Source organism: Terriglobus roseus (assembly GCF_900102185.1).
In the GTDB taxonomy this organism is placed as follows: Bacteria; Acidobacteriota; Terriglobia; order Terriglobales; family Acidobacteriaceae; genus Terriglobus; species Terriglobus roseus_A.
This window is the reverse complement of sequence record NZ_LT629690.1, coordinates 989,775-1,012,001: the sequence shown is the minus strand read 5'-3', so window position 1 is coordinate 1,012,001 and position 22,227 is coordinate 989,775. Positions and strand designations below refer to the sequence as shown.

Genomic DNA, 22,227 nt, shown 5'->3' with positions numbered 1-22,227 from the left:
CTTCATGTTTCGGCCTGCTCGCACGTTCGTGCTTGCTGCCCTTTTTCCTATAGCGGCAGTAGCAATCTCGAATCCTGCACTTTGCCAGGAAAGTCTTACTAGCAGCTCCCTTACCGGACGCGTCGTCGATAGCACCGGTGCACTCGTTCCAGCAGCACAAGTATCTGCTGTGGCTTCGTCCACGCAACTTAAATTCAATGCAACAACAGACAGCCGCGGACGCTTTCGAATCCCTTATCTTGCTCCTGGAAGCTACACCATCACCGCACAGGCTTCGGGGTTTAACCCTATCTCTGCATCGACACAACTCACCGTCGGAGGCTCCTTTGACGTCACGCTCCAAATGAGCGTGGGGACTGAAGCTACCACTTTATCTGTGATCGCGGAATCGCCAATTCTCGAACAGAACCGCAGTCAGATTTCAGAAACCGTTAGCCAGGCAGAGGTCAATCAGCTCCCCTATAGCGGACGCAACTACCTGGATCTTGCACTGCTTACGCCAGGAGTGAGCCCCACAAACACTGCGAGCGTACAGACATTCGCTGAAACATCTCCCGTCATTGGACAGGGATATTCCATCAATAGCCAACGTAACTTCTCAAACAGTTTCGTTGTTGACGGACTCTCTGCGAACGACGATGCTGCTGGCCTTACAGGCAATTCGTACAGCATGGATGTTGTGCACGAGTTCCAAGTGGTTACATCGGGTGGACAAGCCGAATTTGGCCGTGCCATGGGAGGCTATTTCAACATCGTTACTCGCAGTGGTGACAATGATCTGCATGGAACACTGTACGGCTTCCTGCGAAATCAACGTCTTAACGCTTCGAATGCGCTTTCTCAAAGTAAGCTTCCACTTACACAAAGCCAATACGGTGCAAGCCTGTCAGGCCCTCTCAAGAAGGATCGCACCTTCTTCTTTGGGAACTACGAAGGCCGACGACTGAATACCAATGGAGTCGTCACGATCAACCCAAACCAGGCCCCCGCTGTAAATGCCCGTTTGAATGCGATTGGGTTCGCGGGGCCGCGTCTTACCGTGAGCTCCGGGCCCACAACGCTTTATCCAACAACAGTTCACACTGATAACGCATTCATTCGTCTCGACCATCGGTTTAACGATGCAGACCAGTTCGTCGCACGTTATAGCTACTACCGCTTAAACGCAATCAATGCACGCGGTGCGGGCGCACTTGCCGATGTGAGTTACGGCACCGCTGTGATGGATACAAACCATACCGTTGCTATCAGCAATGTGGCCATGCTTTCACCTCGTACGTTTAATGAAACGCGTGGCCAGTTCACATGGGATAGCTTGAATGCTCCGTCAAATACTCAAAATAGTCCTGCAGTGGTAATCAGCGGCGTAGCAACATTTGGTCGATTCTCATCTTCACCGACAGCAAGGAAAAACCTTCTTTACGAGGTAGTCGATAATCTTGTGCTGCAACGGGGAGAGCACACCTTTAAAACGGGAGCTGATTTCCTATTTAACGACGACACAATTACATTTCCTATGGCGATCGCGGGCTCTTATACCTTCGCATCGCTGAGTGCATTTCAGTCTGGTGTCACTACGTATTCGTCATACGCGCAGAATTTTGGAACACCCCTCATACAACAGAACAATCCGAACATCGGCTTCTATGCACAGGATGAATGGAAAGCGACACAAGCGCTTACAGTGAACATCGGGATTCGTTACGATCTTCAGTTCCTAAAGACCATCCAAACCGACACGAATAATCTATCTCCGCGGGTGGGTTTTGCATGGTCTCCCTTTAGGAACCGCACTACGGTAATCCGCGGAAGCTACGGATTGTTTTATGACCGCATTCCCTTGCGCGCACTCGCGAATGCGTTACTGTCTGCGAATAACAGCATCGATCCCTCTCAGGGACGCCTTCTGCAATACAGCTACGTCCCTACCGATACCGGTGCGCCAGCCTTCCCTAATGTTTCCACTACACCAAATCCAGGCTCGAAGATCAGCTACGCCTTGATGAACCGTGGTATTTCGAATGCTTATTCCGAACAGGCAAGCATCGGTGTGGAGCAGCAGCTATTCCGTACGGGGTCTCTCGGGATCAGTTATCAGCATTCCCGTGGATTGCATCTGCTATCGTCTTACAACACAAACATCAACATTGATGGAAGCCGCCCTGACAGCACACGCGGCAATATCAAGCCATATGATGGGCGCTTCGACTCATCATATGACGGGCTTGCCGTATCGTTCGTCGAGCGTCCCGTCGCCTGGGGCAACGTACGCATCTCGTATACATGGTCCAAAGCCATGGACAATGTCGGCGAGTTCTTCTTCAGTTCTCCCAGCAACAACTTCGACTTCAACGTAGATCGTGGCCGTTCCGACGATGACCAACGCCATCGAGTCGTATTCGACGCAACACTAAATTCTCCGACGTCTCCTTCACACAACACATGGAATCACGTGACACACGGTTGGAAGTTAGGGGGCATTCTGCAGTATTACTCGCGCCTGCCGTTCAACATTGTGACCGGCGGTCAAACAAAGCAACAAACAACACAACGTCCTTGCGCAGTTGGTTACAGCCTCACGGCCAATGCCGGAACAAATCCTTGCACGGAGGCGCTCAGGGGAGCCATGATTGGACGCAATACAGGTACTGGCTTTGATTTTTTCAACCTAAATACGCGACTTAGCCGCACCTTTGCAGTGACGGATCGGTGGCGGTTGGAGACAATCGCCGAAGCCTTTAATGTATTGAACCATCGCAACGATATGATCCCGAATGCGACGTGGGGCACAGGTTCTTATCCCACAACTGCAAATGCTACCTTTGGACAGGCAACGGCTGTTGGGGATCCTCGTAGCGTGCAGCTTGCATTGCGTATCAGCTTCTGACAAAGCGGAAAGGCCGACGGTGCTCAGAACACTGTCGGCCTCTTACCTGCTAGCTTCAACTCAAGCAGCGGTTGACTCTCCGACGGTGATGCCACCTTCCTTTTGCAGGCGCTCAAGAAACGTCAAAACATCCGTGCGGACTTCATCATCTGTCGCGCCATATTCATGGACCAGTTCATCAACCAGAGAATCTAGCTGACGCGGTGTTTCCAGTAGCTCCCATGTGCGGCCACCGGTAGGCGAAAGGCTGATACATGTCCCTGTATCGGCGCTCATCATTACAAGCTCTTCTCCGACCCACGCGCTAAGCCATCCCTCAGCACGACGAATCACGCTATCACCGCGAATTTCTATCGCCATATTTTTCAGCATAACGCAGGCTCTGCAGCACGACGCAATCTGGCAACTTCATTCGGATGATGACGCTTCCGGAAGGCAGATAACACACCTCGCGCCCACTTCAGCAGCGCTGTCAAAGTGAATCGTTCCTCCAATGCGTTCGATTACGAGCTTCGACACCGAGAGTCCTAACCCTGTACCTGTGTGCGCAATAGTATCTCGTGTACTGCTCGTAAAGAAGCGATCGAATACACGCTTGTGCTCTCCATTCGCGATCCCCGGCCCACTGTCCTCAACAGCAACCTGAATGGCTTGCGAATCGGTGTCGCACAGGGCATAACCAATGCGAAGCGATCCATCACGTGGGGAAAACTTAACCGCATTGTGAATCACATTCATCAGTGCAATCCGGAGCAGGCCACGGTCGGCCCTTACGCTTCTCCTTCCAATGGCTTCACCATCCTGAACAACGAGAAGCCCCTTTTCTTCAATAAGCACTTCGAGCAGATTCAAAACTTCATCTACTAGAGATTGCAACGGCCACGCTTCAGGCTCCTGACCACCTTGTGTCGTCTCAGCGCGAGCAAGAAGCAACAACGCATCGACAGTCTCGCTAAGTCTGGATGTCTCCTCCAGAATGCTGCTGAGCGCCTCCTTACATACCTCGTCTCCGGACTCATCTTGAAGGGCTACCTCACCAATGGTCCGCAATGCCGCAATCGGAGTTCGCAGTTCGTGTGCCGCATCCGCAGTGAAGCGTTGCAATTGTTCAAATGACTGTTCCAAGCGATCCAGTAAATGGTTAAAAACCAATGCAAGCTGCCCTAATTCATCTTCCGGGTTCACAACCTCTAGACGGTCGTGCAAATTCTTTGCTGTGATGCCCTCGGCGCGCATGGCCATCTCTTCTACTGGCCTCAAAGCACGTTTTGCAATCGCTTGCCCTGCCGCCCCTGCAATCAATAAAGCAACCGGGATCGCGATCAGCAAAACCACAAGAAACTGGATCATGCGTGCTCGAAGCGGAGCCATGCTGTAGGCAAGGCGGATCAGCAATTGCTGGCCGTTCATGCCATGGATATGGCTGATCAAAAGCACATGAGTGCCATCTGCGAGACGAACTAGACGTTCATTGAAATCAACATCGCCTTCTCCGGCCCGAACAGGCCCTCCTAAGCTCATGTTGCCAAGCGTGGGACTGCGATAGAGCACCCTACCACTGCTATCGCGCACTTCCATCAGCCTGTCGACTAACAGCCGCGATTGGGGCCGTGAATAGTAATCCTGACGAAGCTGCAATGTGCCAGCGTAGTCGAAGTAGAGAAGCCCTTCTGCTGTTACTACATCCTGGATTTCATCGTGGACAATTTGCTTGGTCAGAACCGCATATTGAAATGCAAAAACGATTGCTGCATACACGAGAAGAAGCACTGCCAGAACACCGACATACCAGAACGTCAGTCTGGTTCGAAGGTTGGATGGCAGCCATCGCATCAGGGCAGAGGCTCCCTAAGACTGAAGCCTAATCCACGAATCGTTTGCAGCAGCTTAATCGAGAACGGGTCGTCCACCTTGCGACGCAACCGCGCAATCTGCACATCAATCACGTTATCGATTGGAGTAAAGCGCGACATCTCTCTCCACACATCCCGAGCCAGCATTTCGCGCGAGACTGTGCGTCCGCGATTCTCTGCAAGGTACAGCAAAAGATCGAACTCGCGCGCAGTTAGGTCAAGAACATCTCCACCGCGCGACGCTGTTCTTGCCTTGCGATCCAGAAAGAGATCTCCGATGGAGAGGGTAGAAGTCTCTTTCGATGGTAGAAAACGCCGAAGCAAAGCATCGATACGCGCGAGCAGTTCAGGAAATGAAAATGGCTTGCCGAGATAGTCATCGGCACCTGTATTCAGACCCTCGACGCGATCTTCGACTGTATTGTGCGACGTGAGGATCAAGACTCGTAGATCCGTTCCGTCTTTGCGAAGTTGACGCAGGATATCCAAGCCATTGCGTTGAGGAAGCGTGAGATCTAGAAGAAGCAAGTCCGGACGCTCACTGTGGACAAGGAAAAAACCTTCCTCTGCAGATCCCGCCGCTATGACCTCATAGCCAGCCGCTTGAATGCCCGTTACAAGGGCATCTGACATCTTTCGATCGTCCTCGATAATCAGAATTTTCGAAGATGACTGCGTCATATCCTGCCCTCCTCCACATCATTTCGCAACGTGGAACAGAGACACAAGTGCCATTTTGAAATGTCAGAAAGTTGTCAGGCTTTGTAAGGGAAGATAGTGGTCCACTCCGGTTGAGCACATCTGCTCCGGAGCATCCGCGTTTATGCGCCAAATCTCCACAATTTTGATTATCCGACCGCCCATCGCTTACCCGATTACATCCTGCGGAGGCCGGTAACGACAGATGTCTTTTCGAAACTTACTTGCAGCAAGCTGCCTCCTTTTTCTGCCCGGCCCAATATGGAGCCAGACCGCTGGGATGCCTCCGTCACAAAGTCCACTAAGTCTGGCTCAGGCAGAGAGTATCGCGGTAGCCAATCAGCCTCGTTTGCTTGCCGCACAGCTTCGTGCACGGGCTTCTGCACAGCGCATCCGTGAGGCCCGTTCCGGGCTTCAGCCCACAATCGCATTCAATGCGACTGGGGCTCTGGTTGCTGATACTGGGAGTTCCACTGCCGTGGGCAATATCACCACGTCAGCGGTTTCAGATCGTTTTGCATACGGCGGCAACCTTTCACAGTTGGTTACCGATTTTGGTCGCACCAGCGCACTGATCCGTTCAACGCGTTACCATTCTGCGGCGCAGAGCGATCTGGCAACTTTGACACGTGCACAAGTCCGACTCAACGTTCGGGAAGCCTACTTTGGTGTGCTCGGCGCAGAGGCTGTACTTCGAGCCGCGCAAGCTGCGCAACAGAATCGCCACCTTATCTCTCGTCAGTTAGAAGCACTCGCGCAAAGTGAACTTCGTTCCACACTCGACGTCAACTTCGCGAAGGCATTGGAAAGCGAAGCGGAGTTAGCGGTCGTTCGCGCCCAGAGCACTGTTTCGCAGGAACGTTCCCGCATGGCAACCGCTATGGGAGAGCCTCAGGTAATCCATGCTGACTTGAGCGAACCAATCACTCCAGATTCTCTTCCCCCAACACCTGAGGACTTACTACAACAGGCTATGACTCAGCGTGCAGACCTGAGTGCTGCACACGCGCAGCAGTTGTCCGCAGAAGAGTTTGCTCAATCGGAAAAGCGGCTCAGCTATCCCACCCTGAACGTTCTGGGCGCAGCCGGGCAAGTTCCATATCACGACCACACGCTGCATGACAGCTATGCCGCGGCAGGCTTCAATCTCAATATTCCTGTCTTCAATGGCGGCCTGTTTGCGGCGCGGCGTGCGGAAGCGCAACTGGAAGCCACCGCTCGCACTCGCGATACAGAGGCTTTGCGACTGCAGGTGAATGAACAAGTGCGTGATGCATGGTACCGCGCGGACGAAGCGTATCGCAGTCTCGACGTGACGGCGCGGCTTGTACAGCAAAGCAAGGAAGCATTACGGCTGGCGCAAGATCGCTATGACGCGGGCCTGGGCAGCATTGTCGAGTTGAACGAAGCACAACTGAATGAAACTTCCGCCGAGATCAGCGCCGCCGATGCGACTTATACCTATCTGTCACGGCACGCAGAGCTTGATTTCGCAACAGGACTCCTGAACTGAGAGGGCAACGATCGTGAGAAAAAAAAGTGGCTTGATTGTGGCTGCCTTGACCACACTTGCAACATCACAGGGTTGCAAATCCGCACCTGCACCTACAGCAGTAACGCCAACAGTTCCTGTGGCCATCGCTGCCCCCGCCAGTCTGGAAAACAACCTTGTACTTTCAGCAGAATTTCGCCCGTTTCAGGAAGTGGACGTGATGGCAAAGATCGCGGGCTACGTAAGAGCGATCAATGTCGACGTAGGAAGCCACGTCGCGCAAAACGCAATCCTTGCCACTCTAGAAGTACCTGAAATTCAGGATGACGTAGCCAAGGCAAAAGCGGGAGTATCTGCAGCCGACGCAAACATCATCACGGCGCAAGCAGCAGTCCAGCGTGCAGAAGCAAACTCAAATATCTCAACATTGTCTTTCAAACGCATTAGCGATGTTGCCAAACGCGATCAAGGTCTGGTTCCTCGGCAAGAAATCGACGTTGCACAGGCCAAACAGCTCGAAGCAGCAGCACAACTTGCCAGCGCAAACTCAAGCTTGAAAGCAGCAGAACAGAGCAAGGCGCAAGCACAGTCGGAATACTCGCGTGCACAGGCAATGTTTCAATACGCAACCATTCGTGCCCCCTTTACGGGAGTTGTTACCAAACGCTATGCCAACACTGGTTCCATGATCCAGGCAGGCATCTCCTCACAGACGCAGGCCATGCCTGTTGTGCGCCTCGCGCAGAACAATCTACTGCGACTCGTTCTTCCTGTTCCCGTCAATGCAGTCGCTGAAATCCGTAATGGACAAACAGTGGATGTAGAAGTCACGAGCACAGGTCGTAAGTTACAGGGCAAAGTCACTCGCTACGCCGACTCAGTGCAGACAGCTACACGAACCATGGACACCGAAGTGGATGTGCCAAACCCTGATGATTCCTTAGTCCCAGGAATGTATGCAGAGGTTCATCTTCATCTTGCAAATCGTCCGGCAGCGTTGAGCGTGCCGCTGGATGCGGTGGATGGATTAGGAACCAGCGTGCAACAAGCCTACGTAGTACGCGACGGTATCGTTCACCTGGTCACGGTTCAGGTTGGGCTGCAGACGGCAAATCGCGTGGAGATTCTTTCCGGACTCGATAAAGGTGACAAGGTCATCGTCGGACGGCACACAGGCATTTCCGATGGTCAGCGTGTGGACGCACAACCCGCTGCGTACGAAACCAAAGGCAGCTAAACAGAGAGGGCCAGCGAAAGCCGATGTCATCCTTTTCCATCCGCAATCCTTACCTCATCGTGGTTCTGTGCCTTGTGATGATGATCCTTGGCGCCGTCAGCATTGGCGACATGCCTGTGGACATGTTCCCTGCAGTGAATCTGCCTGTTGTAGCCGTAGCCACGTTTTACTCTGGCATGCCACCGCAGCAGATTGAGGCAAACATCACCTATCACTTGGAGCGTCAGTTCACGCTAGCTTCCGGTATCGACCACATGGAGTCGCGTTCTCTTCCCGGCGTGTCTCTGATCAAGGTGTACTTCCGTGCGGGAACAGATCCCGATGCGGACGCAGCCAGCATCTCCTCGCTTGCCAGCAGCGATCTTCGTGATATGCCTCCTGGTACCTATCCCCCGATCGTACTGAAGCAGGATGCTGCCAGCACACCGGTCGCGTTGGTTACGCTCAGTGGATCAGGATTGAACGAGAGCAAGCTCAAAGACGTGGGGCAGAACTTCGTTCGTAATCAGTTGGCAAGTGTTGCAGGCGCATCTGTGACGCAGCCGTTCGGCGGACGTTGGCGACAAATCATGCTGTATGCCGATCCATACAAGCTGGAGGCAAATCAGCTTAGCCCGATGGATGTCGTCCGCTCTGTGAACGAATCCAACGTCATCCTCCCCGCAGGTGATGTTCAGATCGGACGCTACGACTACAACATCTACACCAACTCCATGCTGAAAGGCGCATCAGACATTGCCCAGGTTCCGCTAAAGATGGTGGGGCAAGCGCCTGTTCGCGTGGGCGATGTGGCAACACCACAGGATTCCTTCGGCCTGCAATACAACATCGTTCGCGTAAATGGACAGCGCGGTGTCTATCTACCCATCTTCAAGCAGGGTGGCGACTCCAACACTATTGCCATCGTCAACGGTGTGAACGACACGCTGAAGAAGCTCGTAGACGTTCCTGCCTCTCTCAAAACAGATGTTGAGTTTGATCAGTCTCGCTTCGTGAAAACAGCTATTGAAACGCTGGTTCACGAAGGCGGCGTCGGCCTGTTCCTCACCTGCTTGATGATTCTCATCTTCCTGGGGAGTCTTCGTGCAACGGTCGCCGTATTCTTCTCTATTCCCTTGTCATTGTTGACGACGTTCTTTGTGTTGAAGATGACCGGGAGCTCAATCAACAGTATGGTCCTTGGAGGACTAGCTCTAGCACTCTCGCGACTGATTGATAACTCTGTCGTCGTTCTGGAAAACATCTTCCGTCATCTTGAAGAAGGAGAATCGCCTGAAGTTGCCGCTGAGAACGGCGGTAAAGAGGTTGCCCTTCCCGTGTTGGCCGGAACGCTCACCACGGTTGTGGTCTTCTTCCCTGTCACGATGCTGTACGGGGTCAGCAAGTTTCTCTTCTCCGCGCTAGCTCTTGCAGTTGTCATCTCACTCTTCGCTTCGTATTTCGTCGCGTTGACCGTGGTTCCTCTCTTTTGCGCACGCTTCATCAAAAGCCCACATGGTGAGGTTGTTCATGAATCGTCAGAGTTCGAAGCAGAAATTACTCCTGATGCAAAGAGCACCCATCACGGTCTGTGGGCACGCTTCAATGCTGCCTTCGCGCGCGGGTTTGACGCCGTCCTGCATCGGTACGACCGGCTTGTCGAACGTGTTCTGCAACGTCCATGGCAAACTCTAGGGGCTGCCGGCCTCTTGTTGGTGGTCTCTCTGTGCCTCTTCCCGTTGATGGGACTTTCATTCTTCCCGCGCACAGATGCAGGCCAGTTTGTCATCAGCTTCAAGGCTCCTTCTGGTACGAAGCTCGAAGCGACTGAAGAAGAAGCGGCACGTATCGAAGCAATCGTTCGACGCATCGTATCGAAACATGATCTCGGTATGGTCGTAACGAACATCGGTGTAGACCCAGGTTTCTCTGCTCTCTTCTCTCCCAATGCAGCCATGCATACGGGATTCACTCAAGTCGCTCTAGCGGACAGTCACAAGGTCAGCAGCTTCCGTTATATCGACGACGTGAAAGCAGCCATTGCAAAGGAAATTCCTGAGGTTCAGACGTTCTATTCCTCTGGAAGCCTGGTGGATGGTGTGCTGAATATGGGATCTCCTGCGCCCATCGATGTCCGCATTACCGGTAACGATGTGACCGCAGATTTCGGACTTGCGCAAAAACTTGCGTCGCAGATTCGCCAGGTGCATGGCGTTGCCGATGTATATATACCGCAGGACATCGACTATCCGTCCCTCCGCATCTCGGTGGATCGCACGCGTGCCAGCCAGCTTGGCCTAACGGAGAAAGAAGTTGTCTCCAACATCATCACAGCACTGACGTCGAACCAGATGATCGCCCCCTCGATCTGGATCGACCCCAATAGCGGAAACAACTACTTCCTTACCGTCATGTACAAAGAAGGCCAGATCAAATCGCTGGAAGATCTGAAAGCCATTCCGCTACATGGCACGAACATCACTCAGCCTACGCGCCTCGACATGGTTGCCAAGATTGAGCAGTTCAATGCTCCCACGGAGATGGACCACACGCAGATTCGTCGCAATCTGGACATCTACGTGCGCCCACAGGAAGAAGATCTTGGTAAGATCACGGCCGCAATTCAGAAGATCGTAGACGAAGCCAATCCACCGCGCGGCATCAACGTGACGCTTGCAGGCAGCGTGACTTCAATGAATGCGTCCTTCCGAAGCTTTGCCATCGGTCTAACGCTTTCTGTTGTTCTGCTTTATCTGATTCTCGTTGCACAGTTCCGCTCATTCCTTGATCCCTTCATCATCCTGCTGGCATTGCCTCCCGGGATTACGGGAGTCATCCTTGCCCTGCTACTTTGGGGCACCACGCTGAATGTCATGTCGCTGATGGGTGTTGTGATGCTTGCCGGCATCGCGCTCTCTAACAGCATTCTGATCGTGGAATTCGCGCATCACTTACGTTCGCAGGGAATGCAAGTTAAAGAGGCGATCACACTCTCCTGCCGCGTGCGTCTACGTCCCATCCTGATGACTTCACTCGCCACGCTCATTGGGCTTCTCCCCATGGCACTGAAACTCGGCGAAGGCAGTGAATCGTATGCCCCCCTTGCTCAGGCGCTCATCGGAGGTCTAACGCTTTCCGTTTTGCTAACGATCTTCCTGGTGCCAGCCGGTTTTTATCTAGCCTATGGACGCAAGGATTCCGAGCAACACGCATAAGCTTTCAGCACACCTCACGCAAGCTGATCTGGTTTCGACTTTCGTGAGGTGTCGTTCTAAGCGATCAAGCTAGCGATTGGTGACACGGTACGCGACGATAGCCAATTTGTCGTTGGATTCTCCGTGGAGATGGTGGCCACGCAACAACAGTTCAAAGCTACGAAGGCTCTGCTTCTTTAGGATCACTTGCAGCTCCTGAGGCAGTTCATCGCCCATAAGAAAACGTGCCGCAGCTTCGTTCGCAGGAACATCCGAACCAACGATCGTCAACACATAACCACTATCGGTGAAGTTCGGGGTCAGCGTTACGTCGGCATAGTTGGTGCTCTCTACCTCTCCTTCTATGGGAGCGTAGTCTTCCTGCTCACCTTTTACAGGGCTGACATTGTGGAACACATAACTTTTCCCGACTGGCCTACCTGTGTACTGAAAGTTGCTTCTGCTGGCAAAGAGCGAAACCCACGGATCACTGCGCTGGTTTCCGATGAGGATATAGCTTCCCTGACCAAAGTCGCGGATACGGAGATCGCGAGGGTAACGCAGTTCTGCCTGCAAGCCAGCGCGCGTCAAGGCTTGCAGAAAGTCCGTTCCTACTGAAGCTTCATCCAAAGTTGTGGTGCGGACGCGCCCCAAAAGCGTAAGAAGCTGACGGAATTGCTCATCTTTGGCTTGCAACGCAAGATCGGTCCGACTGGTGCTCTGAGTGTAGGTTTCGACCGGAATTTCCGTATAGAAAGTCTTCTGAATTAGAAGCAGTGACGTGTCTGGTAGGACGACCGATACTTTGCTTCCCTTCGCTAAGTAAGGAAACATCCTGCCCACAATCGAGGAATCTGTTGTCGTGATGGCTCGTCGTGACCGCCACCAGAATAAAGAAGCAACGACGACGTACAACACAAGTGCGACAACGGTGGCCCAACGCCATGAGAAACGATGGCGCTCAGCGTTTGTGGGAGGCACTTCTGCCAGTGCAGATTCCGCAAGTGGAGGCGCACTCGAAGGAGCGACTTGCACCTCTTCTTGCTTGGCGACGGGAACGGATAGCGTCTCTTCGAAGATCGTCCGGTAACTTCCACGCGGCAGTGTCAGGCGCAGAGGCTCGGAAACTCCCTCATCGTCAAAGTAGCTTTGCAACTTCTGCCGAAGATGTCCCATCTGGACACGGACGATGGTGTCGTACGCAGGATCGAAGTCATCCTTGCGACCTAATACGCGCTGGGCAATGTCCTGCTCGCGGATGACGCAATGCGGGTCCACGAGACTAGTTTCGGTAACGAAGAGCAGAATCTTCTGCAAATGCGCAGCACGCCGCATGGTGCGGCTGCGCACGATCCGCTGCACCAGTTGCCACCTGGCATCGTCCACTAGGTGGCGTGCGGCTTCCTCCTCAATGCCTGTGGCTTCTGTCTGCATTTTCCTAAAACCGCCAATTTTCCGCGCCAAATGCGAATCGTTCACGTGAACGGACAACTTTATACGGTTAATTGTCTTGTTCATGCAAGCCGCACACCGGAAGACTGTCTCTCATTCCAGCCAGCAAGTGCGGAAACGAACGAGGACATGCCCCGAATGCAACGAAGAAAATTTTTGAAAACTGCCGCTGCTATTGCCGTTAGCATGCGTGCTGCAAACCTGATGGCACAGACACCGGCAATGCGCCCTCTCCTACTGCGCAGCGGATGGCAGGCTGTAAACATTGGCGACATAGGCCACACGCCCGGCGCCATTGAGATTGTGCAACGCTATTGCCCGGGACGCCCAATCATCCTGTGGCCAAGCCGGGGAGGGCTGGATCTGGGAGCAGGCGAGTTTCTGAGACATAACTTCCCTTCCCTGCGGATCGTGGAAGGCGCAGTCCACGATGGCAAACCAGACACACCGGAACTGACGGAAGCATGGCAAGAGGCTGGCTTCCTGTTACACAGTTCAGGATCGGGTTTCCCGGCATGGCACGACGTAGAGGCCTGGAGCAAAGGCACTGGCAAACCCTATGGCGTGTTTCCTGTAAGCACGGACCCAAGCCCACAGGGCATTCCCGGACCGTGGCTTGAGGGTGGAACGCTAGCTGAGTCGCGTGCTGCCAGCCTCGCGTATCCTTCTGGATCTATCGCACCGGACTTTCGCCGCGTGATCGAACAGAGCAGTTTTATGTTCACGCGCGACACCATATCGCTGGGATATCTGAAAGCACAGGGTGTACACCCATCCCTGTTGGAGATGGGTCCGGACACGCAGTTCGGCATGACTTTGAAAGATACCGCCCGCGGTGATGCGTACATGAAAGCTCACGGGTTGCAGTCGCACAAGTTTATCTGCGCCATACCGCGACTCCGCTACACCATCAACCCGAAAAACGGACAAGCGCCGAACGAAGCAAGAGCAAAGGTCAATGCCGAACATGTTCAGCACGATATGGACATGCTTCTCGACGTTATCGTCCGCTACGTCCGCGCTACCGGAAATAAGGTGCTGGTGTGCGCCGAGATGACTTATCAGATTGCCCTGGGCAAGGAATACATCGCTGATCGATTTCCTGCGGAGCTGAAGGACAAGCTGGTATTCCGCGACACTTTCTGGATGCCGGACCAAGCCGCTGCTATTTATGCGCAGGCATCAGCTGTCGTCGGTTTTGAATGCCACTCGCCCATCATCGCGCTAGTGCAAGGAACACCTGCTTTCTACATCCGGCAGCCAACAGACACCTGCAAGGGGCAGATGTATCCCGATCTTGGCGCGGGTGCCTGGCAGTTTGAAGCAGACAAAACAAATGCTGACGAGTTGTGGCACGTGCTGCAGGGCATCCTTGGAAATCCGGCGGCCGCACGCCACAAGGCACTCTCGGTGATGGACACCGTACATGCAAAACAAGCGGTCATGGGTAAGGCATTGCAGAGTGCGCTGATGACGATGGATGCCGGTACACCAAAGCGTTCGTAGCGCCCGAAAGAGGACGCACGACGAGACACACATTGGGCCCGCAGACACGGGCGAAGGAGCACAGACGCAATGAACAATTTCAGGTCACACAAGACCGCACTGTCACTTCTGGCGCTGGCCGCAGTAAGTATGTTGTATACGGCAGGCGCACAGCTGGTGCGCGGCACCATTGCCGGTACGGTCACCGACTCCGCCGGATCGCGTATTGCTGGAGCGAAAGTTCACATCACGAACCAGAGCACTGGTATCGGGCAGGAGCTGATCACAAGCGATAACGGCTCTTACACCTCAAGTCCACTGGAGGCCGGGCACTACAAGGTAGAAGTTTCCAAAGATGGCTTCTCCACACTTGTAAGCGGTGACATTGTTCTGGATGCCGCAGCGCACGTTACGCAGGATGCAGCGTTGGCGGTTGGCGCAGCCACTGAAACCGTTACCGTCTCCGCATTGCCTCCCGCATTGAATACAACCGACGCTACCATCGGCAATACGATCGACAGCCGTGCGTCGCAACAGTTGCCAGTGAACGGACGCAGTGCCCTTGCATTGGCCACGCTGGTACCCGGCGTCGTATCGAATCTCGGTGCAGTGAGTGAAGGATTTGCAAACCGTGGAACATCAGTCTCCGCAATTCGTATTTCTGGCGGTGTAACGGGACAGAACAGCAATCTGTTGGACGGCATCAACAACGTCAACTCACACACCAGCGAGATTGGTGTGAATGTTAAGTCCGATGCCATTCAGGAATTCCGCATTATGACTGGCGTTATCCCCGCTCAGTTTGGCTACACGTCCGGCGGCGTTATCAACGTTGTGACACGTTCCGGTGGTAACCAGTTTCATGGCAGCTTGTATGAGTTCTTTCGCAACGACGCGCTCGATGCAAACATTGCATTTCCCCGTTCGCCGTTCGGGAAACCAAAGGTTCGTTTCAATAATTACGGTGGCACCGTTGGTGGGCCCATCATCAAACAGAAACTTTTCTTCTTCACAAACCTTGAAGCTTATCACTACATCAGCGAAACGCCCGCGTACACCACAGTGCCCACAGCGCAGGAATACAACGGAGACTTTAGCGATCTGGGAGTGCGCAACTCAAGCGGCGCCTGCACAACAGTACCGATCTACAATCCGAGCACAGCAACCACGACAGGATCACGCACTCAGTATCCCGGCAACAAGATCACAAATCTTGACCCCGTGGCTGTTGCATTCTCAAAGATGTTTTACCCGCAGGCAAACAATACCAGCGGCACCTACGATCCCTGCACGCATGCGAATAACTACATCAACCGGCCGCAGGGCGTGAGCACAGAGAAACTGATCCTGGGTCGTCTTGATTACCAGATGAGCGATAGAGACAACATCGTGGCTCGATATGCTCTCTATGACAACACGGGCAACAATCCCGGCGGTTACAGCGCCTACTTCAATCGCAATGACGAATCACAGACACAGAATGCGTTGCTGACAGAGACACATGTCTTTTCTTCAAATCTGATCAATGAAGCGCGGATCGGCATTATCCGCAATGGATTTCCCTTTCAATCCGCAACAGCAGGGCAGAACATCTCAAACAAGATTGGTCTGCCCGATCCCACTCCGTTGATTGGCCCTGTAATGAGCAATGGCCTGGCAACATTCAATACCACGTATGGCTTTAGAACAAATACGGGACTGGATTTGGTGGATGACGTTACGCTGATTCGCGGCAATCACGTGTTCCACCTGGGCGCTAGCTTCCGTTGGACAGAGGCATTCAACTATCAGTTGAACGGTGGAGACTCTTTCAGCTTTAGCGCTACACAAACTGCGGCTGGAAATAACACCACCACAACTACAGGAACCGGAAGCGCCTTCGCCAGCTTTCTCGCAGGCGCTGTAGCCACCGCTTCAGACAATTCGGCCGCAGGCATCGCGATGCGCAAAATCAACTATGCAGGCTATGTACAGGATGACTGGAAGGCGGGGCGTAGACTCACCATCAACGCCGGCCTTCGGTATGACTTCGGACCACAGGCAAAGGAAAAAAAGAACGGCCTGAGCAATGTCGATATCACAAAACCCAACGGTTCCAACTCGGCGCTTATGGGATTGGTAGAGTACGCAGGCCATGGTTATGGCACCAACTTCGCGAATGAAAACTTCAATGATTGGGGGCCACGTCTTGGTTTCGTCCTGCTGCTGACGAACGATAACAAAACAGTGCTGCGCGGTGGTGCGGCCATTTACTACACTCCGAACGCGGGCCTGGACTACACAGAAGCAGCTGGTAATATCAATGGGTTCGCCAGCCAGGCCACGTCCTACAGCGCGGCCACGAAGGCGGGCCCTGCGTTTCAACTTTCTGGCGGCCTGCCCTACGCACCTAACCAAGTACTAGGCGCGGCGGGCGGCCAGACAGCGTTTTTAGGTAACGCCGTTTACGTGGTGCAGCCTGCAGCGAAAGATCCTTCATCGCAGCAGTACACGCTGTCGGTATCCCGTGAGCTTCCCTTCGACACCGTTCTGGAAGCAACCTACCTGGGCAATGCAGGACGCCACTTCCCCTATAGCTACACCATTAATCAAAACACGCTCGACCCGAAGTATTTCAGCCTTGGAACCAGCTATCTGAACACCAGTGTCTCGAATCCATATGCTGGCATGGTGCCGGGATCGCTCGGTGCATCCACAATTACGCGCGCAAATCTGCTCAAGCCTTTCCCGTATTACAGCGGCGTCTATCAGAGCTATGCACGCACGCAGTCCTACAATGGCAACTTTCTGTATGTGACCGCCACACGTCGTGCTACGAACGGTCTACAGATCATTGGTTCGTACACATACGGCAAGCTGATGGATGTTCCCATCTTCGATCTCCTGTTGAACTCACCGGGCGCAGGCACCAACTCCGTGAACGGTCCACAGAACTGGCGCGATCCATCTGGCGACTACAGCGTGGACGTGCAAGACGTCACACATCGGGTAACCGTCTCAGGCTTGTACGATCTTCCATTTGGCAAAGGAAAGAAATTTCTGTCCAGCGGTGGGCCACTCAACTACCTTGTGGGCGGATGGCAGTTCAACACCATCTTCACCTTTGAAGGCGGACGACCGTTGGTGATCTCGGGAGCCAACAACCAAGGTATTGCAACGCGTCCCAATCTGCTTCCGGGAGCGAAGGTAAAGATGGATCATCCCACCACCTCCAAATGGTTCAACACGGCTGCATTCGTCAATCCTGCGGACTATACGTTCGGCAATACGCCTCGTGCGTACTCACATGCACGTGGACCGTCGCAGACGAACTTCGATATGTCCATCTTCAAGACAACGCCCATCACGCACGGCGCGCGTCTTGAGTTTCGAATTGAAGCCTATAACGTTCTCAATCACACGCAGCTTGGCCAGCCAAACACAACGTTCGTTGCTGGCCCCGCCGCTGATCCAAGCAACCCCACTGCGGAAGGAGGCACCAATACCAGCGCGACTTTTGGCACAATCACCTCCGCCTTATCTGCGCGCATTGTGCAGTTGGGAGCAAAGATCCTTTTCTAGACTCCCGAAGACGAAGCGCCAGTAGCAGTTTTCACTCGCTACGGTCGAGTGCAAACAGGAAAGGCCGGGCGTTTGCCCGGCCTTTCAAATAGATCACAAGCAGTATCCGCACATGACATGAAGGTTATGCCACTAGCAGACTGTTGACAGCCTTCTGAGCGTTAGTAAGCGCCCTTCCCCTTGAGAACAGCCGGAATCGTACGAAGAAAGATCGACATATCGAGCAAGGCGCTCCACTCGCTGCAGTACTGCACATCGAACTGCACTCGCTGCTCGTAACTCACATCATTTCGCCCCGAAACCTGCCAGAGACCAGTAATTCCAGGAACCAGCAGCTTGTAGAAATGAGCGTTTACGCCGTAACGCTCAAGCTCAGCCGATACCACCGGACGGGGGCCTACAAACGACATCTCACCTCGCAGCACATTAATGATCTGCGGCACCTCATCGAGACTGAATTTGCGAAGATACCGGCCAATAGATGTGACACGCGGATCCTCAATGTGCTTCTCTTCCTGCCGGCGCTTCATCTGCGTCATCTCGCATTCGTTATAAGAAAGCACTTCCCGAAGATGTTCTTTGGTGTGCATCGAACGAAATTTGAGAATTTCAAACTCGCGCCCATTTCTACCGCGCCTGATCTCACGATAAAAAACAGGACCTGGTGAGCTCAATCGGACTAAGAGAGCTACAGCCAGAAACACGGGAAGAACTACCGGAAGAAGTAGGAGACAGCCAAGCAAATCAACAGACCGCTTAACGACCCTGTACGTGAAAGATGAAGTTTTGGCATTCGCAGAACGAATGAGGTCTAACGGAACTACATGGTCGTACCCGAAGGATTCAAAGGATTCATTCGAGCGAGTATCAGTGCTGAGAGCGAGTCCACGCATATTTCGATAGGCTGTGTTCTTAAGCGATGCACTACGTTGAAGCATAGAACCCCTTAGAGGGTGGGTGATGTAAAACCAGTTTTTTGCTCCGTCTACTCCACCCTGATCGATGACACAGTTCACCTGAAGGATGTCTTCCGAAGTCTACTAGCGATTTAATCCTTATTCTACAGGCGGTTACCTGCGGTCAAATAGGGAAAACTTTTGTGTTACAAAAACAAAACCTTCCATATGAGGATGACTGTTAACTAAACAGTTTTAGTGAGACGATCGCAATCGATGCAAAACTTGAAGTAATTGCGCTTATAGCTCTCATTCTTAGATACTTAATCCGAATTAAATCCAAATATTTTTGTTCATGGATTCCTCGTCTCGAAAAGTCCGAACTTGGTATACATACACGTGACGAATGGTTCCTGGCCAGTGACCAGAAGTGTTCACAGATGACGTCTGGGAGTCCCGTTTTGGACTCTGTGATAATGCCCCAGCAAACCTGGAAATATTCGGCTGCTACCTCTGCGAAACCGTCCTGTACATACGAAAGTCTTCCTTTCGAAGTTGTTAGGCGCCCCCAAGCATTGCGATATATCTTTTTACATCCCGTGAGGGGGTCTCGACGCGTCCCTCCCCAAATATCGCCGTGTTGTGTCGACTGTGGTCACGTCTTCCCCGGTGAATATAGATATCCGCCGAAGAAGGCATTTCAGAACCACCCAAATGAGGCTAAAACGCTGGCTCATCCGATGACATCCTCAGTGTGCATCCAGGAGGTTCCAAGTGTTTGGACAAGACAGTCACACCTACGGCGAGACAAGCTCCGAGACGCTCGTTCAACTGGTGCGTTCCGGTGACAGAACCGCATTCGACGAACTTCTCCGGCGATATATCCGGCTTATGAGACGGACGGCCTTCGGAATTCTGAAGAACATTGACGACGCTGAGGACGCTGTGCAGGAAGCGTCGATTCGCGCGTATATCAAAATCGACACCTTCGAAGGAACTGCCGCCTTCTCTACGTGGCTTACGAGGATCGTGATCAACCAGTCCCTGATGCACCTTCGTCAGAAGAAGGCGCGGCCAGTGTCTTCCCTCGACGAGCTCATGGGACCGGAAGGGTCCAGCTCGCTTACAGTTGCCGATCCGAGTGCAACGCCAGAAAGATTGTGTGTGGATGCTTCAGAAAAGGAACGTCTCCGGACTGCGATGCGCCAGTTGCCCAAGACATTCAGAGATGTGGTGCACGATCATTTTCGTGAGGAATTGCCTATCTCGGTCCTGGCGAAAAAGCGTGGACTCACCATGACGGCTGCGAAATCTCGCCTGTTTCGGGCAAGACACCACCTCATGACAGCGCTAAGGGAGCCGTCTGTTTCATTGAACGCGACAGCGTCAAACGGGTGAGCTCCACTAATTCCAGCGCTGATTCGGCTTTTGGATTACGCCACCAAAGCGATCAATGCCGCGGGAGTGCTGAGCGATTCGATGTAACCGGAGAAAATCCACTTTCTAAACAAGAGGTTTCAGATCTTCGAGAAGGGTTGGAATAAGTTCCGAAACAGTGGGGTGGATATGAACGGCCTGAGTGATGGTGGTGTATGGCATTCCCGCATACATAATGTCCAGCATGCCGTGGATCGCTTCGTCTCCCCCAACCCCGAGGATGCCAGCTCCCAGAATCATGTGAGTTTCAGCATCTACAAGAACCTTCATGAACCCCAGGCTTTCCCCTCTTTCAACCGCTCGTCCGACACGAACCATAGGACGAGTTGCGATAAGAACGCGGCGACCAGAGACTCGCACTTCCCTCTCCGTCATTCCGATCTGCGCCAAAGGAGGATCAATATAAAGTGCGTGTGCCTGAATTCGCTCGCAGACTCTCCGGGTCTTACCATCGAGCAGATTGCTGGCAACGATCTCGTAGTCGTTATATGAGGTGTGAGTAAACGCTCCGCGTCCGTTACAGTCGCCTAGAGCCCACACGCCAGGAACGGATGTTTCCAGGTGTTCGTCCACCACGATGTGTCCATGCTCATCAGCAGCGATCTGTGTGTTGACCAGATTCAACGTGTCCGTATTGGGTGTGCGACCGACTGCAACTAAAACGTGCGATCCACTTACCAGTTGATGTTCAGCATTTTTCTCAAAGCGGACAGCCGGCAATCCGTTTTCACGTTGGAAGGCGATGCATTTGGCTCCTGTGAAAACGGTTATGCCTTCGCCACTCAGGATTGCTTCTATCCCATCAGCGAAATCTCGATCCTCCCGCGGAAGAAGGCTATCGCTCATCTCGACAATCGTCACCTCGCTTCCAAACCGACGAAACATCTGGGCGAACTCTAGCCCGACATATCCCCCACCAACGATCACAAGATGTTCTGGCAGTTCTTTCAGATGAAGAATTGAATCACTGGTGAGTGGGTTGATCTCATCAATCCCTGGCATCACAGGGAAAGAAGGGCGAGTGCCTACGTTCAGAAAAATCTGTTTCGACGTCAGTGATTCACCGTTGACTACGACTGTGAAGTCGTCAGCGAACTGCGCTTTCCCAACGATATGTTCTAGCCCATGCAGGCTCTGGATCCAGGTGCTGAGACTAGCTCGTGACTGTGCAACGATCTCATCTTTGCGTTTCACTACAGCTGCTAGATCAACGTTCACCGAGCTAGGAAGTTGCACGCCGAATTCATTTGCTCTGCGCGCCGCATGAGCCACGTACGCGCTCGCGATCATGCTCTTTGTGGGGGTACAACCAGTGTTGACACACGTTCCTCCCAGCATGTGCTTCTCAATGAGAGCAACGGATCGCCCCGCCTCGGCAAGCCGTGCGGCAAGAGGAATGCCTGCCTGACCGGCTCCGATCACAATCGCGTCAAAAGAACGACTCATCCAAGCACGCTCATTGCCAGGGCCGCAGTTCCCACTGCGATACAGTCTTCCAATAACGCAATCGGAAGATCGCGGCCTCCAATTGCCTTGACCAGACTTGCACGGGTCCATGCTCCCACCAACGTTCCGATCACAGCTCCAATCGCTCCCACCACTGCGAAAGCAATGCCAAGACCCTCGGGTGTGCCGATGGCCATCCCCGCAAATGCCCCAGTGATGATTCTTGTCGCAAACTGCACGGGCACTTTGCGACTCGGTGTCTGCGGAAGCTTATCGTTCACGATCTCCGCCAGCGCCAACAACGAGAAGATCCAGGGAGACCATCGGTAGCCAAGAAATGCGATCCATGTTCCGTTGAGATGGAGAATTCCCAGCCTCGCAGCCCAGCTCACTGCGGCAAGAGGGGTCAGAGCACGTAAGCCCGCAACAATTCCAACAATGAGTGTGATGAACATAGCTTCGCTCCTGGCAGGTAGGTTTGTACCGACTCTTCGGAGGGTAGGTGAGAGCTGGGCATCTGCAAATCCTCATACGGATAGCCACACAACGGCTCTTTCGAGGGACTACATCGACACGGTCGAGAACCAGTCCGTGTTGGCGACGTCAACC

General features: G+C 53.3%; 14 protein-coding genes. 7 read left to right on the top strand and 7 right to left on the bottom strand.

The genetic code is table 11. The features are described 5' to 3' along the window. Positions 1 to 4: 4 nt before the first annotated feature. The gene (locus BLT38_RS04295) at positions 5 to 2,887 is read left to right on the top strand and encodes a TonB-dependent receptor (protein ID WP_083346910.1); all 2,883 of its coding nucleotides are present in this window, start codon (positions 5 to 7) and stop codon (positions 2,885 to 2,887) included. Between the two features lie 60 nt (positions 2,888 to 2,947). Here the strand turns inward: BLT38_RS04295 and BLT38_RS04290 are convergent, their stop codons facing one another. From BLT38_RS04290 to BLT38_RS04280, 3 genes are read right to left on the bottom strand one after another with little or no spacing between them, the layout of a single operon-like run. Next, on the bottom strand, positions 2,948 to 3,259 hold the full coding sequence (locus BLT38_RS04290; protein ID WP_083344079.1) for a PqqD family protein: 312 nt from the start codon (positions 3,257 to 3,259) through the stop codon (positions 2,948 to 2,950). A 36-nt stretch (positions 3,260 to 3,295) separates the two neighbouring features. Next, the gene (locus tag BLT38_RS04285) at positions 3,296 to 4,720 is read right to left on the bottom strand and encodes a sensor histidine kinase (protein ID WP_083344078.1); all 1,425 of its coding nucleotides are present in this window, start codon (positions 4,718 to 4,720) and stop codon (positions 3,296 to 3,298) included. After that, positions 4,720 to 5,421: a response regulator transcription factor gene (locus BLT38_RS04280; protein WP_083344077.1), complete on the bottom strand. Its 702-nt coding sequence runs from the start codon at positions 5,419 to 5,421 to the stop codon at positions 4,720 to 4,722. The genes BLT38_RS04285 and BLT38_RS04280 overlap by 1 nt, the downstream gene beginning before the upstream one ends. A gap of 298 nt (positions 5,422 to 5,719) precedes the next feature. Here BLT38_RS04280 and BLT38_RS04275 point away from each other — a divergent pair, with 298 nt between their 5' ends. From BLT38_RS04275 to BLT38_RS04265, 3 genes are read left to right on the top strand one after another with little or no spacing between them, the layout of a single operon-like run. Continuing rightward, positions 5,720 to 6,952 carry a TolC family protein gene (locus BLT38_RS04275; protein WP_231966735.1) on the top strand — a complete coding sequence of 411 codons (1,233 nt, stop codon included), beginning with the start codon at positions 5,720 to 5,722 and terminating at the stop codon, positions 6,950 to 6,952. Positions 6,953 to 6,989: 37 nt separating this feature from the next. Beyond that, the gene (locus BLT38_RS04270; RefSeq protein WP_231966734.1) at positions 6,990 to 8,168 is read left to right on the top strand and encodes an efflux RND transporter periplasmic adaptor subunit; all 1,179 of its coding nucleotides are present in this window, start codon (positions 6,990 to 6,992) and stop codon (positions 8,166 to 8,168) included. A gap of 23 nt (positions 8,169 to 8,191) precedes the next feature. Further along, positions 8,192 to 11,362 (top strand): efflux RND transporter permease subunit, encoded by a 3,171-nt coding sequence (locus tag BLT38_RS04265; RefSeq protein WP_083344074.1) that lies wholly within the window; start codon positions 8,192 to 8,194, stop codon positions 11,360 to 11,362. A gap of 69 nt (positions 11,363 to 11,431) precedes the next feature. On the opposite strand, the gene BLT38_RS04260 is transcribed toward BLT38_RS04265, so the two are convergent. Beyond that, positions 11,432 to 12,775: a hypothetical protein gene (locus BLT38_RS04260; RefSeq protein ID WP_083344073.1), complete on the bottom strand. Its 1,344-nt coding sequence runs from the start codon at positions 12,773 to 12,775 to the stop codon at positions 11,432 to 11,434. 174 nt (positions 12,776 to 12,949) lie between these two features. Here BLT38_RS04260 and BLT38_RS04255 point away from each other — a divergent pair, with 174 nt between their 5' ends. Beyond that, positions 12,950 to 14,299 (top strand): polysaccharide pyruvyl transferase family protein, encoded by a 1,350-nt coding sequence (locus tag BLT38_RS04255; RefSeq protein ID WP_172838141.1) that lies wholly within the window; start codon positions 12,950 to 12,952, stop codon positions 14,297 to 14,299. A gap of 69 nt (positions 14,300 to 14,368) precedes the next feature. Further along, on the top strand, positions 14,369 to 17,839 hold the full coding sequence (locus BLT38_RS04250; protein WP_083344071.1) for a TonB-dependent receptor: 3,471 nt from the start codon (positions 14,369 to 14,371) through the stop codon (positions 17,837 to 17,839). A gap of 161 nt (positions 17,840 to 18,000) precedes the next feature. Here BLT38_RS04250 and BLT38_RS04245 read toward each other — a convergent pair whose 3' ends face one another. Then, positions 18,001 to 18,732 (bottom strand): sugar transferase, encoded by a 732-nt coding sequence (locus tag BLT38_RS04245; protein ID WP_231966863.1) that lies wholly within the window; start codon positions 18,730 to 18,732, stop codon positions 18,001 to 18,003. 777 nt (positions 18,733 to 19,509) lie between these two features. Between BLT38_RS04245 and BLT38_RS04240 the strand changes: the two genes are divergently transcribed. Further along, complete coding sequence (locus BLT38_RS04240; protein ID WP_083344069.1) at positions 19,510 to 20,133, top strand: RNA polymerase sigma factor; 624 nt, start codon at positions 19,510 to 19,512, stop codon at positions 20,131 to 20,133. 105 nt (positions 20,134 to 20,238) lie between these two features. On the opposite strand, the gene BLT38_RS04235 is transcribed toward BLT38_RS04240, so the two are convergent. Further along, positions 20,239 to 21,618 carry an FAD-containing oxidoreductase gene (locus BLT38_RS04235; RefSeq protein WP_083344068.1) on the bottom strand — a complete coding sequence of 460 codons (1,380 nt, stop codon included), beginning with the start codon at positions 21,616 to 21,618 and terminating at the stop codon, positions 20,239 to 20,241. After that, positions 21,615 to 22,073, bottom strand: a complete 459-nt coding sequence (locus BLT38_RS04230; protein WP_083344067.1) for a DUF4126 family protein — start codon at positions 22,071 to 22,073, stop codon at positions 21,615 to 21,617. Before BLT38_RS04230 ends, BLT38_RS04235 begins: the two co-directional genes overlap by 4 nt. Positions 22,074 to 22,227 lie beyond the last annotated feature (154 nt).